We start from the raw sequence: 15,664 nt of genomic DNA, 5'->3' as shown, positions 1-15,664 counted from the left end.
GGCCGACGATGTGGAAATCCATACGGTCGGCACCGCGACGAATACGGGCGTCATCAAGGGCGGATCGAAGACGGTGCTCACCGCGACCGATATCCTGAACCGCGGTGGCACGATTTCGAGCAGCGGCATGAACGGCTCGACGCAAGTTGTCGCGAGCAACGACGTAGTGAACGCGTCCGGTCTGATTACGGGCAATCGCGTAGCCGTCTCGGCGGACCGGGATATCGTCAATACGACGCTCGTTGATGCCACGGGTGTGAGCGGTGCGTCGGGCGTAAGCAAGGTCAACCAAACGTTGCTCGGTCGGCAAGGTTCGATCGCAGCGACTGGCGATCTCGCCGTCGATGCAGGGCGCGACCTGACGATACACGGCGCAAATATGTCGGCCGGCAATGACATGTTCGTCACGACCGGACGCAACGTCAACGTCGATACGGTTCAGTCCACCACGACCCAATCGATGCACCTGAACGATAAGCGGCATTGGGAAGAATCCACGACGACAAACGTCGTGAGCGCTATCGATGCAGGCCACAATCTGACGATGATCAACGGCAACGATGCGACGTTCAAGGGCGCGTCGGTATCCGCTGGCAACGATTTGCAGGTTTCGGCGGGAGGAAACCTGACGGCAACGGCTGTCACGGATACCGCGAAGCTCGATAACGTTGCGGTGGACGACAAGACACGCAAGGAAGTCGACCACACCTACGACCAGACTGCGGTAGGTACGACGTTCACGGCCGGGCACAATTCAGGGCTTGCGGCGATCAATGCCGACGATGCGACAAAGGGTAACGTCATGCTGACCGGTTCGACGGTCACGTCTGGGACCAACAATCTGACGCCCGGCGGCGTGACGATCAATGCAACCGGTAACGTCACGATGAACGAAGGTCGAGAAGAACACGACAGCTTTCGCGACGTGCAAACGAGGCGCGGTAGTTTCGTGAGCGGTTCGACCACCGATGAAATGCAAAACACGCAATCCAACATCGGTGTTGGCAGTACCCTGTCCGGGGATACGGTCCAGGTACACGCCGGCAAGAACCTGACCATTCAAGGTAGCAACGTCGTCGGCACGAACGATGTGAAGCTCGACGCGACGGGCGACGTGAGAATCACGACTTCGCAGGACACGCAGAACGCACAGAGCTATTACGAGAAACGCGATTACGGTTTCCTGTCAGGTCTGAACCCGTTGAACCAACTCGATGGCGGTTTGCAGGGGTACTCGATCGGTGTGCGCAAGACCACCGATGCTCAGCAAGCGACGAGCGTTGAGAATGTCGGGAGTATGGTCGGCTCGCTGAACGGCAACCTGTCGATCACGTCCGGTAATGACGTTCACGTAACGGGTAGCACCCTGCATGCAGGTAATGACCTGAAGGTCGACGGCAAGACGGTCAAGATCGATGCAACTCAGAACACGGGGTCACAGAGCGAACAGCAATCCTTTAGTCAGACGGGTATCACCGCTGGTCTGAGCGGCACGATTGTTACTGCCATTCAAACGGGTGTGCAGATGGCGAAGGACGTTCAGCGCACAAAGGGCGATGCACGGCTCGACGCGCTGGCTGCTGCAACTACAGGGTTGGCTGCGAAGAATGCTTATGATCAAGTTGCGCAAGCTGGGAACGGTGTCGGGAATCTCGGTGTCAGCGTGTCACTTGGTACGAGCCACAGCAATAGCAGCTCGACCGCATCGTATAGCACCGCAGTAGGCAGCACGGTCGCAGCTGGTCACAACGTGTCGATTACTGCAACTGGCGCAGGCGCAAACAGCAATATCGATGTAATCGGCAGCACGATTAGTGCCGGCAACGATGCAACGCTGAAGGCGGACGGCAAGGTTAACCTTCAGGCCGCACAGAACACGGATAGCCAACACAGTACGAACAGCGGATCGAGCGCCGGTATTGGTGTCACCTTCGGCGTCGGTCAGCAGAACGGCTTGTCTTTCCAGCTTGGTGTTTCCGGCAATAGGGGCAACGGCAACGGAAGCGACGCGACACATACGAATACGCACGTCACGGCGGGTAATAAGCTGACGCTGGAATCCGGTGGTGATACCAATCTCATTGGTGCGGTTGCGTCCGGCAAGCAGGTCGTGGCCGACGTGGGCGGCAATCTGAATGTTCAGAGTCTGCAAGATACGAGCAAGTACGATTCGAAGCAACAAAGCGCGGGCGTATCGATAAGCGTATGCGTACCGCCGTTGTGCTATGGCACTTCGAGCGGATCGGCCAATTTCAGCCAGCAAAAGATGCACAGCGACTACGCCGCAGTGTCTGAGCAATCGGGCATCAAGGCGGGTGACGGTGGATTCCAGGTCAACGTCAAGGGCAATACTGACCTCAAGGGCGGTGTGATTGCGAGTAGCGACAAGGCCGTACAAGATGGCGCGAACAGCCTGACGACAGCGACGCTGACTACGAGCGATATCGAGAACCATGCATCGTACGACGCGTCGCAGGTTGGTCTTTCCGCCGGCTATGGCTCGGGAGGTTGGAGCGCTCAGCCCCCTGTTGCCCTTGGTGCTGCGGGCGATGCGAGTTCGACGACGCGCAGCGGCGTTAGCGGCGGGTCAGTGACAATTACCGATAGCGCCAAGCAGCAGGAGCTGACCGGCAAGACGGCCGACGAAGCGGTCGCAAACATCAATCGTGATACGTCGAACACAGGCGGCGCGCTGGCCCCGATTTTCGACAAAGACAAGATTGAAGCCGGCTTCGATATTACAAGCCACTTCATCAGTGAAGCCGGGACGTTCATCCAGAACCGTGCGACCGAAGCGGACGCCGCGCAAAAGGCCTTGGATAAAGAAAAGGCGAAGCCGGAGGACCAACAAGATGCGGCAAAAATCGCGCAGTTGACGCAGACCATTCAGGATGATTCGACGTGGTTGGAGGGCGGAACCGGACGCAGAGTATTGACGGCTATCACGATGGCGGCCGGAGGCAACGTCACCGGCTCGGCCGGCGCGATGGTGCAAAGCGCGGCGGCGTACTATTTCCAGAGCCTGGCCACCGAACAGGTTAAGGGAATTGCCGATGCGCTCGACAGCGAAACGGCCCGCACGGCGTTGCAGGCGCTTGTCGGCTGTGCCGGCGCAGCAGCTGGCGGCAAAGACTGTGGTGCGGGCGCCGCTGGCGCGGCTGCGAGCGTGGTTCTGAACAACCTGCTGGACAGCCTGAGCGGTACACAGGCGTCCACGTTGACTAATGAGGAAAAGCTGCAACGCGAGCGGCTGGTCGAATCGATCGTCGCTGGCACAACTGCTGCGTTGGGCGGAGACGCTGCAGCGACTTCTGCCGCTGCGTTGATCGAGGCTGAGAACAATGCGACGAACTTCGTGAAAGGCACGACGCCGCGCGTGCAGACGGCCGCGACAGGTGTAGCGAACGCCTTGAGAAAGCCGAAGGGAGCGCTTACGCGCGCGGACATCGATGCGCAGATTGCCGCACTGAACGCGCTGGAGGGGCAAGGGAATCTGTCGAATCAGGAGGCATTGAATCTTAGCTCGCTCTGGATGGCGGTCGTTGAGCGTGCAGCAGCCGAAAATCTGATGACGCCGCAAGAAATCATCGGAAGTAAGCACGCAATGCAAGCGGCTATCGCGTCGATGATGTTTAGCGGCGGGGGGGATGCCCCCATCCGAGTCGGGAAAGGTACATCGGGTCCGCAGTTGTCCGGCACATCGGGCAGCAGAACCGCAATGAGCGGCGCGCTTGATGGCAATATGAGTGCCTATCAGAAGGCAGCGGACCAACCCTACAATGATTCCGGCTTGTCGGCGGCTGCGAGAGCATGGGATAAGCATTCCGGTCGTGCTGGCGGGACGTTTGAACCGCTCACCGGCTCGATTGCTGATAAGAATGCCGCCGCGAGTGAATTCGTGAACGGAGTTCTAAGCAATCCAGCAACGACTCGTACGGAACTCTCGCGCGGCGGCGTTGAATTCCGGCTCCCTAGCGGACAAGGGATACGCTTTAATGCAGATGGATCGTTCTCTGGACTGTTGGATCCACGGAGATAAGGTGAATATGATGACAGTATTTAACATTGATTTCGTTAGTGACATGGACCACGAACACCTTATGGCGGAAGTCAGCTTTGGGGGGCAAAGGTTGTGCATCATCGACAAAGAGAACGGGAACGATCAAATGCAAATCGAGTTTTTGGTTGATCTGTATGTGCTTCCCGAAAGTGTGGAAATGAAGTTCAGTCTAGATGAATTTACTAAAACATTGGACGCCGCAAAGGCCGAGTTGAAGAACTGCGCATAGGTCGCGAGATGCCCCGAAACAGGAAGGCGCTGATGAATATTGATCGACAACGTCGCTACGAAACGGCGGGTGATCAGTAATGGTCGCCTGAATATGCATCGATGAAAGCAAAGGTGAAGTCTGTTGATTTGGGCACAGACATCGGTGTATTTGAATATGTTCCGGAATGTCAAGATTGCTTTTGTTTGTGGATGACATTTACCGTCGGAAGGATGGATAGCGATGGCGGTGATTGCTTTAGGCTTAGGGTGTGCACTCCGGAGTGGCTAAAAAATAATATTGGGCATATATCCTGGGGGCGGCATATGTTGGTCGTCAACAATGGCTACCGGTCACATGAAATAATTGAATACGTTGGCGAATTGGTCTCGTCGTTGGATGAAAAAGATTGGCTTGCATTGGCGGGGAAACTCGCCCACGTAATGGAGTGGGAGTTTGAGGATTACGCTTAAATCGATCAAGTTTAATAGAAATTAAATACATAATTTTCCGGATTTTCGGGGAATCGATAATGAAACTTTCGACATACAATCGAGTCCGTTATATCGGTCTAGCGAATATGAAAGAGCAGATCAAACCGGGTGACATCGGATGCATTGTCGAAGATTACGGCGACGGCAATTACGAGGTAGAGTTCTCTGACGCCGATGGAACTACTCGTGCGCTGGTGGTTATCGCAGGGGGCGACTTGGCGTTGGCGGAGAAATGATTACCAAGAATCCCGTAGTGTTGGGCGCGAACGGAAAGCCGTCGACAAGACGATAAGGCATGAATGTGAAGGTAATTAAAGATTGTTGGGGCGATTTGGCGGCATTTGATTGTCAATATGGAGCTCACATATTTGATGGAAAGGATGCTTATATATACGTTAATAATTGGCTTGGCGCATTCGGTGATGTGGAGCACGAATTTCATCGGCGTAATGATGAGGGCTTTGTGGGTCATTGCATTTTGGTATTTAAATCAATCAAGAGATTTGATTTTGATGTCAAGCCCTACACTAAGATTGGCGACTCCGTATCTTGGGGGGGCTACGATTTCATTCAATTACACAGGTGATGCCCAAGATGTGAAGGCATATGAATTGGCGGGAAGTCTCCATGGATTCGCTTCATCGGTAAGCCTCTCCATAGAGGCGCATGAATTTGAATTGCATATTCTAGAAATTGATGAGCCGGCGCGTCAATCGTAATGGTGAGTAAGTCGAATGAGTATTGACCGAAAACGACGCTACGAAATGGCAGATGACTTTTTCTCGCTTGGCGGGAGCATTGTAATGAAGCTGACCGTCGATGCGGCAATCGAAGTTTGTGAGCAGGCAGCTCAACATGGTGTGATCGTTTCTCGAATCGAGGGCGGAATTTGGCATTCACCTGGATTTGAGGCGAGGATAGATTGCATTTGGGATGCAAAGATTGACCCTCCGGTTAATGATGATCTTACTGAGAAAAGTAATTTGGAGGCGGCCGAATTTATTCGGGAAGAAAGCCAGGTTCATGATGTTTTTATTGTGACGACGTTCAAAATGACAGGCCGATGACACATGACTTTCTGTCGTGACGACAGGTATCAGTGGCAACGCGCGTGAAGGATTGAAATGTTCGACATCGATGCCGAACAAAAGCAGATCAAAAGAAATGCGAGAGACCAGAAGACTTCCTCTTGTCGTCGACCTCGACGGCACGCTGACGACGTCGGATACCTTAATGGAATCCGTGATATGTGTGGTCAGAAACGAACCCGCAAACCTGCTGCGATTGCCTTTCTGGCTTGTCGGCGGTCGTGCTGAGTTCAAGGCGAAAGTTGCAGAGCGCGCCGATTTTCGAGCCGAGATGCTTCCCTATCGTGAACCGCTCGTCGACTACCTTGCTCAAGAACGCAAAAACGGTCGCAAGATCATGCTTGCGACGGCCGCGCATCGTTCGATCGCCGAGCGCGTTGATGCGCATCTCGGCCTGTTCGACCTCGTCATTGCAACAAGCGGCGGCACGAATCTGAAGAGCGAGGCCAAGCTTGCCAGTATTCGCCAGAAGGTTGGTGGCGATTTCGTCTACGCGGGCGATAGCAAAGCCGATCTGCCGATCTGGGCCGGCGCGAAGGGCGCCGTTCTGGCGGGCGTCGCTCCTGGCGTTGCCGCAAGTATTCGAAACGACATTCCCGTCGAGCGGGAATTTCCGAATGCGCGCGCTGACTTCTCCACATGGTGCAAAGCATTGCGCGTCTACCAGTGGTTGAAAAACCTGTTGCTGTTCATTCCGTTACTGACGGCTTTTGCATTCTTCGATACGGACAAGGTTGCCACGCTCGCGCTCGCGTTTCTGTCAATGTCGCTTGGTGCTTCCGCTACCTACATCGGCAACGATCTATGGGATCTGGATAACGATCGCCGACATCCTCGCAAGCGCAATCGCGCCTTCGCGAGCGGTACGTTGTCGATTGCGAAAGGTCTCGGTTGTGCTGCGTTGCTGCTGGTATTGGCGTTTGCGTTGGCATTCGCGGTGTCGATAGAGTTTGCCGGGATGTTCGTGCTCTACCTGTTGCTCACGACAGCGTATAGCTGGTGCCTGAAATCGATCGTGCTGCTCGATGTCGTTGTGTTGTCGCTGCTATACACGCATCGAATTCTCGCTGGAGCCGTCGCGGCCGGAATTGCGGTCAGCCGCTGGCTGCTCGCGTTTTCGGTCCTCACGTTCCTGAGTCTCGCGCTCGTCAAGCGCTGCTCGGAGCTCGTGCTGCTGCGGCAGAGCCACAAGCGCGAATCTGCCGGCCGCGACTACCGGGTCAGCGACCTCGAAGTGCTTTGGCCGTTCGGCATCGGCGCATCGCTTGCCGCGGTGGTTGTGTTCGGGCTCTTCATCAACGCCCCTGAAACGGCTGCGCGCTATGCGTCCCCGAATTTGCTCTGGCTCGTGCAGATCGCGTTGATCTATCTGTTCGGCCGGCTGTGGGTCACGACAGTGCGCGGTGCGATGCACGACGACCCGATCGTGCACCTGCTCGAGAATCGCGGCAGCCTCGGGGTGCTGTTCGTGATGCTGACGATGGTACTGGCCGCGCATTTCATGCCTGTCCTGTAAGTGGAACAAACAATGCTCATGACGGAAAAGAATCGAAAAAATGTAGCGGCGTTCTGCCGTTTCGCGATCGTCTACGTGATGCTGTTCATCTGCGCAGGCAATGTCACCAACAGCATGCTGTTGAAGTGGGGGTTCCGCGACGACCAGGGGGGGAATTTTGCGACCAGCTACAGCCTGGTCGGCATGATGAATGGAGATGCGCCGAAGCCCTTCGTCTATCGCTCGTCGTTTCCGAAGGCCGCGAAATGGCTGGCCGAGCGGCTCGATTCGGAGAAGCAGCAGAAGATCTACCGCTCGATTACGCGCCACGATTCGCTGCGCAATGCCTATTTCACGAGCGTGCCGAGCGAGTATTGGACACCGGTCGTCGCGATCACCTATCACCTGACCTACATCGCGATCGTGCTGTCCGCGCTGTTCGCGCTGCTGCTGGTATACAAGCTCGCACGCCTGCATGGCATGAGTTTCGGCCAGTCGGTCGGCTTTCTTGCCGCATTCAGCTTCATCTATCCGCTGACGTTTCAGCAAGGCGGGTACTACTACGATTTCTTCGAGATTCTCGGTGCGCTCGGTGCGTGCTATTTCCTGCTGCGGCAACGCATGATGGCGTGCACGCTGCTGATCGCGATCTTCTCGCTGAACAAGGAAACATTTTTCCTCGTACCGCTCGCGCTGTTCTTCCTGCATGACAGCGACGTCGCGCCGTGGAAGCGATTTGGCTGGCTCGCGGCGCAGCTTGCGATCTGTTTCGCGACGCGCCGCTTCATCATGAGCGGATATGCCGACAATGACGGCGACTTCGTCGCCTTCCAGTTGTGGAGCAACCTGAAATTCTGGGTGAATCCGGCATCCTATCTGTCGTTCTACAACCTGATCGGAAAAGGCATCTTTACGCCAAGCCTGGAAAATCCGCTGATGCTGGTGCCGCTCGCGGTGTTCTTCCGCGCCGCGTGGCGCAATACGCCGACGCGCTATCGCCGATACTTCCTCGCGGCCTTCGTTCCGGTGGTGCCGCTATTCCTGCTGTTCGGATGCCGCGACGAGGCGCGCAATTTTTCGGTCGTGTTTCCCGCGATCATCCTGATCGCGCTGCATGGTGCGAGTCGGTTCAATGCGATTTTCGGCGGAAGCGCGGACGCGTCGGATGACACCCATTTCCCGCCGCGTCGGCCCGATGTCGAAATGACGACGGAGGCTGCGCAATGAATTGGTTGGTCATCGTCGCAAGTGGCGTTTTCGGCGGGTTCGCGAGCGTATTGCTCAGAGTCGCTGCCCTCAATGGAATCGCGCTTGGCGAGTCGAGCGTATTGCCATGGCTGGCACGCGGCGCAGCAATCTGCGCCTACGGCATTGGATTTGTCCTTTATGCGATTGCGCTGCGCAAGGCAACGCTCGGCGTCGCGTACCCGACCATGGTTGCGATCTCCATGCTCGTGGTGCTGTTGTTCACGGCGCTGCGCGAACACTTTTTGCATCCGGCGCAGGCAGTCGGCGCACTTGTCATCCTGATCGGCGTCTGGATGATCACGCGCTACGCATAGCACAGAGAACGAAATACATGCGAAAGAAAACCCGAGGGAACAACCTTGTCGCAGCATCGTTGCTGCTCGCATCGGTCGGCGTGTCGGCACAATCAATTTCGTCGGGCGTGTTGCCGACCGGCAATGACCAACGTGCCCGCCAACAGGAAGAAGCACGAGAGCGCGAGCGAACGGTGTCAGCGCCGGGCGTTCGTTCGAGCGTCGCGGCGGGCACAGGCTATCCGACGCTGCCGTCAGAAGCGCCATGTTATCGAATTGACCGCTTCGCGCTCGATGTCCCCGATTCGCTGCCCGATCCAGTGAAGATGCAGGGTGCGTCAGCGTTACCGCTCGATCGCTTCGCCTTCGCGCGCGAATGGCTCGAACACTACATGGGTGTGTGTATCGGCAAACAAGGGCTTGATGTGCTCGTCAAAGGCTTGTCGCAAGCGGTCCTCTCGCGCGGCTATATCACGACCCGCGTGCTTCTGCCGGAACAAGACTTGACGGCTGGCACGCTGAAGCTCGCTCTGATTCCCGGCGTCATCCGTCACGTGCGTTTCTCCGACGAGAAATTGCGCGGCACGTGGAAAACAGCATTCCCGACTCGCGACGGCGAATTGCTGAGCCTGCGCGACCTCGAACAAGGTCTGGAGCAAATGAAGCGCGTCACCAGTCAGGACGTGTCGATGCAGATCGTTCCCGGCGACCTGCCGGGCGAGAGCGATGTGGTGCTTGACGTGAAGCGCGGCAAGCCCTGGACCGTTGTCGCGTCGATCGACAATTCGGGCACGCGCGCGACCGGCAAACTACAGGGCAACCTATCGGTCGGCATCGATAACCCGCTTGGGCTAAACGACGTTTTCAATGTCGGCGTCAGTCAAGACCTCGAATTTGGCGACAAGCGCCTCGGCTCGCACGGCTGGAACGGTTTCTATTCGATTCCATGGGGCTACTGGACTGCCACGCTAGCGGCGTACACGAACACCTACTATCAACAGATTGCCGGCGTGAACCAGACGTTCGTTGTGAGCGGCAATTCGAAGACGCTGGATTTCAAACTGGCCCGAGTCCTGTTGCGCAGTCAGAACGACGTGCTCGGCGGGCACGTTCGCCTGTCGCGTCGCTTCGGTCAGAGCTTCATTGAAGATACGGAAATTACGCAGCAACGCCGCAACAATACCGTTGTCGAATTCGGCCTGACCGATCGTCACTACTTTGACGGCGCGCAGTTCGACGGCACGCTCGCCTATCGTCAGGGCGTTGGTGGACTCGGCGCGCAAGACGACATTCTCGCGGTCGACGCTGGCCCGACATACCGTTACAGGATGGCGGTACTCGATGCGAACCTGTCGGTACCGTTCGCGATCGCAAAGCAACCGTTCCGTTACGTGACGAGCGTTCATGGTCAATACACGGGCAATACGCTGTATTACATCGATGACTTGACCATCGGCAGCCGATATACGGTGCGAGGCTTCGACGGCGAAACGATGTTGGCGGCGGCGCGTGGCCTCTACTGGCGCAACGAACTGCAAATGCCGATCGGGCAAACGGGTCAGGCAATCTATGCGGGGCTGGACTACGGCCGCGTGTGGGGACCGCAGCCGGTCGCACTCGTTGGTACGCAGCTGGCAGGTGCAGTGATCGGCGTCAAGGGTAGTATCGGCACGCGCTTCGGCGCATACGGGTACGACTTGTTCGCCGGCACACCGGTCTACAAGCCATCCGGCTTCCCGACCGCGAGCGTCACGGTGGGATTTCAACTCACGTCGCAATTCTAAGATCGCCGTATGGGGAATCCGTCACTGATCCGAAACGCACTATCGGTACTTGGCCTTTGCGTCTTCTTCGCGGGCTGCGCATCGCACAACGCGCAGGGCGTTGCCTACGATCCGGCCAACGACGCACGCATTCGCGTCTACTTCGGCACCGATACCCATTTTTACTTCAACACATCGTGCGAACCGAAGAAGCATGCTTTCAGTTTCGCGAATCGCGGCATGTGGGTCGCGAAACCACGTATGCTGAATCTCACCAATACGACAATCGGCATGCCGGTCCCGGAAGATGCGTACCGCTACTACGACGAATACGTGATCAAGGCCAACGAGCCATTGACGATTACGCTCGATACCGGCGGAACGTCGCAAACCGGAGGCGTGGTGTTCTCGACGCCACGCGAACATGCTGCAGGCTCGTTCGTGCCGCAAGCAGGCAAAGACTACGAAGCATTTGCTGTCCATTCTTCCGGCTATCTTCGGTTGAACGTTCGCAGAATTATTGTCGCTGGTGATCATGTCGGAACCGAGCCTGTCACGGTTCGTGCGGCTCGGGAATGTACCGATATTGTCGAGAGTCCTGCTGGATGATCAACCGGCAAACGGATAAGTGATAGTGAGCCCAGGTTCAGGGTGCATCGTACGCGAGTGCGCCGGACTACAGCCTTAGCGCGAATGCACAAGACTCTGGTCTGTATGTCGTGCACCTGACGAAGTGACGGCACTTTGTTGATGGCGTTATCCTTGAATTTCAGTGTACGAGACCATTTTGCGCGCTGGCTTCGCCTTCCGCGCATGTTGTTCGGAACGCTCGCGTTCCTTCTACTAGAGCATCCTGATGCTGCCGCTGATGATGAGGATTCGGGCCAAAGAGATGGACAACGCGATTGCAAGGGCGCGTGGCTGAAGGTGTCTAAGTGCGGAATACTTGGGCTATAACGTCAAGCCGACATGGGAATGCCACCTCGGGCACGTCTGGTCATCGACGCCAAGTACGGTGATAAGTCGGGGCGCATGGTACCCAAACTGCTTTCGGTTGCGAATCACGCGCGATCCAGTGTTGCGTCGGCGCTATGATCGCGATGGGCAGAATGGAGCGATCATTTTAGTCACGCCGCAGCGAAGTGTTGGCAGCGATACTTAGAACAGGGCATAGAAGGAAAGGCGATTGAAAATTGAGAATCAGTGAATTCTGAAAGTTGAATATCTACGAAAAGGGGTGTTTCAATGAACGTTGGAGGCCTTCGGAACAAGAAGGAACGTGTATATCACTGGCTCATGGCGGTGATTGGAGTCGTTCTTTGGGTGGCGATTGCGAAATTTGTTTGGAGCTACTGGGAGCACCCGAAATTTGGAAAAATTATTCATATGTACGTTGGATACGCTGTCGCGTTTATTGCGCTTCGTTGGATTGCCGGTGTCATGTATCGCGCGATGGCATTTGGAAACATGGTGTTGCTTGGCCCGTCCCAGTTTCCCGAGATTTACGCGATGGTGGTGGCCGGAGCGAAGGAGGTTGGTCTTAGTGAGACGCCGAAAACCTTTGTATACAACTCGAATGGATTGTTTAATGCTTTTGCCAGGCGAATCCTGGGCGGCCGCTATGTCTTTCTGACATCGGCACTCGTTCAGGCAAGTAGCGATGCTCAGGTGCGCTTCGTAATCGGACACGAAATTGGACATCATGCTGCCGGGCATCTGAACCCATGGATGAATTTCGTTAAGCTTCCGGCGTACATTGTTCCATTTCTGGGCAAGGCGTACTCGAGGGCGAGAGAGTACACCTGCGATAGCATCGGCGCGTATCTGTCAAAAGACGCTCGCGCATCCCGAAGCGCATTGCAAATGCTGGGGTGCGGGTGCCAGCGGCTAAATGATTCCATGAATTGCGAGGCGTTCGCTGCGCAAGAGGATAGCGTGCCTGAGATTTCCGGATTTCTCGTCGAAATTTTCAGAACTCATCCACGTCTGACGCGACGTGTCTCTGCAATTAACGTGTGGTCGAAATATGCTGGTGATGGAGAGCCCGCCTTCGATGTGAAAACACCGACAGTACAATAGTAATCGCGAGACTTGCGCTGAGAGCGCCTTGACCGAGTCGGTGAGCTGCTTGCTGCGGTGTGCGACGACCAAGCAGCAGGCCATGCTGCTTGAGGCGTTATCCGATAAGTTGAGCGCGAGGACGGAATAACGCCCATGCGTCTGATTTCATGCTACGTGAACGGATTGTGGGCGAGCAAGGTCCGTCATGCGATAGGACTACGCCCACACGGACAGCATGCTCGCGTTTATGACCGTCCACGGGGAGGATTAGCAAGCGCCCGCATGGTGGGCCCCGTAGGTCGCTTGGCTCACGGTGTACCTATCGCCGGCGCTCGATGAAAGCTGCTGAATGAGACCTTTGCACGAGAAGCCTTGCATGCTGAGATACTGTTTCGCAGATCTGGCGGCGTTATTTTGAGGTCCGGTCAGAGACGACGACGCATCTTGCTCGGCGGGTGCGCTCTTTTGGTTATGCGCTGCACGCGATGCCGAGTCTGATACTGTTGGCGTCGATTGTGCTTGATTCGCGCTTTTCTGATCACAGGCCGTCAATGCTAGCGTCGACATGATCGCCAGAGTTACATACGTATTTCTCATCTTTTCCCCGAATAGATTGGTCAAGTGCCATTGTCATGGCTTGTTCTTAGTGTAGCGCACGCTTATGTTCCTGTCATTGCGATTACGGTTTTGCGGTTCTCACATCGACCATCAAGCCAAAATACCTAAATGGCGTATTTTCTCTCGGACTTGACGATAGATGGATAGGACGTCGGACAGTTTTTCAAAATCGAGGGCGTCGTCAATCGAAGTATTGAATGCATAACACGTGACAGTGCATGGGCGATCTGCTTTAGGAAATCCGGACCGAAATTTATGTTAGTTAGTGTTTCGACGTGAGACCCGGCCGATGCGATCGCGTCCTTCGCGCGGGAAGCCGTCCTGCGTCATGACCCACTCCCGCGACACGGCGACCCGACCACCGCTCATTTCACCGCCAGCGCCTCAAGCGGCGGCAGCCGGCTGGTCGACTTCAGCTCGCGCATCGACACGGTGCTGAGCAGTTCCTTGACGCCCGGCAGCGCCCGCAGCCGGTTCAGCACGAAGCTCGAGAACGAATCGAAATCCCGCGCGAGTATCTGCAGCAGATAGTCGTGCTGGCCGGTGGTGTTGTGGCAGGCGACCACTTCCGGCATCGCGATCACCCCCGCTTCGAATGCGCGGCAGGTTTTCTCCGTATGGTTGTCGAGCGAGATGTTGACGAACGCGACCACGCCGAAGCCCAGCACGCGCCGGTCGACGATGGCCTGGTAGCCGGTGATGAAGCCGGCCGCTTCGAGCCGCTTGAGCCGCTTCCAGCACGGCGACGCCGACAGCGACACGCGTTCGGCCAGCTCCGCGTTGCTGAGGCGGCCTTCGTGCTGAAGGATGTTCATGATCTTCAGATCTGTTTCGTCCAGTGTCATGCGAATGGTCTCCGTTTTTCCGGAAAACGCTCAGCATAGAAGATTCTTCTAACGCGTGGGGCGAAGCAGAATGAATTGGAAAGCCTATTTCCTCGCTGCTTCTCTACACTGGTTGGCTCGACAGCCGACCCGGCAACCCGCCGGCCCGGCCCCCGGTCGCCGTTTCCCGGCAAAGGAGCCACCGCATGACGTATTCCAGCTATCACAAGAAGGACATCAACGGCCATCCCCTGCATGCGGAAACGCAGATGATGTCGTACGGATTCGACCCGTTCCTGTCCGAGGGCGCGGTCAAGCCGCCGGTGTTCCTCACGTCGACGTTCGCGTTCCGCTCGGCGGAGGATGGCGCCGATTTCTTCGACGTCGTGTCGGGGCGCAAGGCGCTGCCGCAGGGCGAGGCGGCCGGGCTCGTCTACAGCCGCTTCAATCACCCGAATCTCGAGATCGTCGAGGATCGGCTCGCGCTGCTCGACGGCTCGGATGCCGCGGTCGTCACGTCGAGCGGGATGTCGGCGATCAGTGCGGTGTTTCTCGCGTTCCTGCGGCCGGGCGATCAACTCGTGCAGTCGGTGCCGCTCTACGGCGGCACGGAGACGCTGATCGCGAAGATCTTCAAGGAATGGGGCGTGACGGCCCATGCGATCCAGAACGGGCTGTCGCCGGCGTCGATCGGCGCGGCGCTCGAGGCCGCCGCGCAGCAGGGGCCGGTGCGGATCTGCTACATCGAGACGCCCGCCAATCCCACCAACTCGCTGATCGATCTCGACGGGATGCGCCGCGAGCTCGACGCATTCGAGGCGCGGCACGGCTATCGCCCGATTTCGGTGTGCGACAACACGATGCTCGGGCCGATCTTCCAGAAGCCGGCCGCGCATGGCGTCGACCTGTCGGTCTATTCGCTGACGAAATACGTCGGCGGCCACAGCGATCTCGTCGCGGGCGGCGTGACGGGCCGCAAGGACCTGATCGCGAAGATCCGGCTGATGCGCGGCGCGTTCGGCTCCCAGCTCGATCCGCATTCGTCGTGGATGCTGACCCGCTCGATGGAAACGGTCGTACTGCGAATGAAGCAGGCCGAGCGGGCCGCCCGCAAGGTCGCGAACTGGCTCGCGACGAATCCGCACCAGAAGGTCGACGTCTACCATCCGGACCTGATCCAGGACGACGCCTATCAGGCGGTTTACGCACGCCAGTGCCAGGGCGCGGGCTCGACGTTCGCGTTCGTGCTGGAAGGCGGCCGCGCCGAGTCGTTCCGCTTCATCAACGCGCTGCACCTGTTCAGGTCGGCGGTCAGCCTGGGCGGCACCGAGTCGCTGATCTGCCATCCCGCGTCGACCACCCACTCGGGCGTGCCGGAAGCCGCGCGCAAGGCCGCGGGCGTCTCCGAAGGGCTGATCCGGATTTCGATCGGGCTCGAGCATGAGGACGACCTGATCGCGGATCTCGACAATGCGTTCCGGCAGGCGGGGCTTTCCGCGCGGGCGTAACCGC

15 protein-coding genes are annotated in these 15,664 nt (G+C 57.2%); 13 read left to right on the top strand and 2 right to left on the bottom strand.

From position 1 onward, the window contains the following. The 12 genes from HWY45_RS35500 to HWY45_RS35445 form a co-directional block, all read left to right on the top strand. A partial coding sequence (locus tag HWY45_RS35500) for a hemagglutinin repeat-containing protein (protein WP_425129150.1) occupies nt 1–4,039 on the top strand: 4,039 nt, incomplete at its 5' end. A 43-nt stretch (nt 4,040–4,082) separates the two neighbouring features. Then, a complete protein-coding gene (locus tag HWY45_RS35495; protein ID WP_059883426.1) occupies nt 4,083–4,289 on the top strand; it encodes a hypothetical protein in 207 nt (68 codons plus the stop codon). 101 nt (nt 4,290–4,390) lie between these two features. Continuing rightward, nucleotides 4,391–4,741, top strand: coding sequence for an Imm8 family immunity protein (locus tag HWY45_RS35490; RefSeq protein ID WP_081069819.1), 351 nt, complete (start codon nt 4,391–4,393; stop codon nt 4,739–4,741). Nucleotides 4,742–4,800: 59 nt separating this feature from the next. Further along, nucleotides 4,801–4,998 (top strand): DUF4926 domain-containing protein, encoded by a 198-nt coding sequence (locus HWY45_RS35485; RefSeq protein WP_081069820.1) that lies wholly within the window; start codon nt 4,801–4,803, stop codon nt 4,996–4,998. Nucleotides 4,999–5,057: 59 nt separating this feature from the next. Continuing rightward, a complete protein-coding gene (locus HWY45_RS35480) occupies nt 5,058–5,348 on the top strand; it encodes a hypothetical protein (RefSeq protein ID WP_150998951.1) in 291 nt (96 codons plus the stop codon). A gap of 148 nt (nt 5,349–5,496) precedes the next feature. Continuing rightward, a complete protein-coding gene (locus HWY45_RS35475) occupies nt 5,497–5,829 on the top strand; it encodes a colicin immunity protein (RefSeq protein WP_081069821.1) in 333 nt (110 codons plus the stop codon). Between the two features lie 97 nt (nt 5,830–5,926). Then, a complete protein-coding gene (locus tag HWY45_RS35470; protein ID WP_059883423.1) occupies nt 5,927–7,366 on the top strand; it encodes a UbiA family prenyltransferase in 1,440 nt (479 codons plus the stop codon). Nucleotides 7,367–7,384: 18 nt separating this feature from the next. Next, nucleotides 7,385–8,572 carry a hypothetical protein gene (locus HWY45_RS35465; protein WP_059883428.1) on the top strand — a complete coding sequence of 396 codons (1,188 nt, stop codon included), beginning with the start codon at nt 7,385–7,387 and terminating at the stop codon, nt 8,570–8,572. Beyond that, nucleotides 8,569–8,907 (top strand): hypothetical protein, encoded by a 339-nt coding sequence (locus tag HWY45_RS35460; RefSeq protein ID WP_059883424.1) that lies wholly within the window; start codon nt 8,569–8,571, stop codon nt 8,905–8,907. Before HWY45_RS35465 ends, HWY45_RS35460 begins: the two co-directional genes overlap by 4 nt. A 17-nt stretch (nt 8,908–8,924) precedes the next feature. Beyond that, nucleotides 8,925–10,670 (top strand): ShlB/FhaC/HecB family hemolysin secretion/activation protein, encoded by a 1,746-nt coding sequence (locus HWY45_RS35455; protein WP_060046146.1) that lies wholly within the window; start codon nt 8,925–8,927, stop codon nt 10,668–10,670. A 9-nt stretch (nt 10,671–10,679) separates the two neighbouring features. Next, on the top strand, nt 10,680–11,258 hold the full coding sequence (locus HWY45_RS35450; RefSeq protein WP_230946855.1) for a hypothetical protein: 579 nt from the start codon (nt 10,680–10,682) through the stop codon (nt 11,256–11,258). A 636-nt stretch (nt 11,259–11,894) separates the two neighbouring features. Next, nucleotides 11,895–12,728, top strand: coding sequence for a M48 family metallopeptidase (locus HWY45_RS35445; RefSeq protein ID WP_081059618.1), 834 nt, complete (start codon nt 11,895–11,897; stop codon nt 12,726–12,728). Between the two features lie 249 nt (nt 12,729–12,977). Here the strand turns inward: HWY45_RS35445 and HWY45_RS37225 are convergent, their stop codons facing one another. Beyond that, on the bottom strand, nt 12,978–13,277 hold the full coding sequence (locus tag HWY45_RS37225) for an Ltp family lipoprotein (RefSeq protein ID WP_081069793.1): 300 nt from the start codon (nt 13,275–13,277) through the stop codon (nt 12,978–12,980). Between the two features lie 416 nt (nt 13,278–13,693). Beyond that, entirely contained in the window at nt 13,694–14,173 is a 480-nt protein-coding gene (locus HWY45_RS35435) for an Lrp/AsnC family transcriptional regulator (RefSeq protein ID WP_059882569.1), read from the bottom strand. A 185-nt stretch (nt 14,174–14,358) separates the two neighbouring features. On the opposite strand from HWY45_RS35435, the gene HWY45_RS35430 reads away from it, so the two are divergent. Beyond that, on the top strand, nt 14,359–15,660 hold the full coding sequence (locus HWY45_RS35430) for a cystathionine gamma-synthase family protein (protein WP_059802800.1): 1,302 nt from the start codon (nt 14,359–14,361) through the stop codon (nt 15,658–15,660). Nucleotides 15,661–15,664 lie beyond the last annotated feature (4 nt).

The organism is Burkholderia stagnalis (assembly GCF_902830275.1).
Taxonomy (GTDB): Bacteria; Pseudomonadota; Gammaproteobacteria; order Burkholderiales; family Burkholderiaceae; genus Burkholderia; species Burkholderia stagnalis.
This window is presented reverse-complemented; position numbering and strand designations above follow the sequence as displayed.

What these genes read in the sequence shown, in the direction of transcription:
- HWY45_RS35430 (WP_059802800.1), top strand. Translation starts at nt 14,359, where the DNA reads ATGACGTATTCCAGCTATCACAAGAAGGACATCAACGGCCATCCCCTG.
- HWY45_RS35495 (WP_059883426.1), top strand. Translation starts at nt 4,083, where the DNA reads ATGGACCACGAACACCTTATGGCGGAAGTCAGCTTTGGGGGGCAAAGG.
- HWY45_RS35465 (WP_059883428.1), top strand. Translation starts at nt 7,385, where the DNA reads ATGACGGAAAAGAATCGAAAAAATGTAGCGGCGTTCTGCCGTTTCGCG.
- HWY45_RS35455 (WP_060046146.1), top strand. Translation starts at nt 8,925, where the DNA reads ATGCGAAAGAAAACCCGAGGGAACAACCTTGTCGCAGCATCGTTGCTG.
- HWY45_RS35450 (WP_230946855.1), top strand. Translation starts at nt 10,680, where the DNA reads ATGGGGAATCCGTCACTGATCCGAAACGCACTATCGGTACTTGGCCTT.
- HWY45_RS35480 (WP_150998951.1), top strand. Translation starts at nt 5,058, where the DNA reads ATGAATGTGAAGGTAATTAAAGATTGTTGGGGCGATTTGGCGGCATTT.
- HWY45_RS35460 (WP_059883424.1), top strand. Translation starts at nt 8,569, where the DNA reads ATGAATTGGTTGGTCATCGTCGCAAGTGGCGTTTTCGGCGGGTTCGCG.
- HWY45_RS35445 (WP_081059618.1), top strand. Translation starts at nt 11,895, where the DNA reads ATGAACGTTGGAGGCCTTCGGAACAAGAAGGAACGTGTATATCACTGG.
- HWY45_RS37225 (WP_081069793.1), bottom strand. Translation starts at nt 13,277, where the DNA reads ATGTCGACGCTAGCATTGACGGCCTGTGATCAGAAAAGCGCGAATCAA.
- HWY45_RS35485 (WP_081069820.1), top strand. Translation starts at nt 4,801, where the DNA reads ATGAAACTTTCGACATACAATCGAGTCCGTTATATCGGTCTAGCGAAT.
- HWY45_RS35470 (WP_059883423.1), top strand. Translation starts at nt 5,927, where the DNA reads ATGCGAGAGACCAGAAGACTTCCTCTTGTCGTCGACCTCGACGGCACG.
- HWY45_RS35490 (WP_081069819.1), top strand. Translation starts at nt 4,391, where the DNA reads ATGAAAGCAAAGGTGAAGTCTGTTGATTTGGGCACAGACATCGGTGTA.
- HWY45_RS35435 (WP_059882569.1), bottom strand. Translation starts at nt 14,173, where the DNA reads ATGACACTGGACGAAACAGATCTGAAGATCATGAACATCCTTCAGCAC.
- HWY45_RS35475 (WP_081069821.1), top strand. Translation starts at nt 5,497, where the DNA reads ATGAGTATTGACCGAAAACGACGCTACGAAATGGCAGATGACTTTTTC.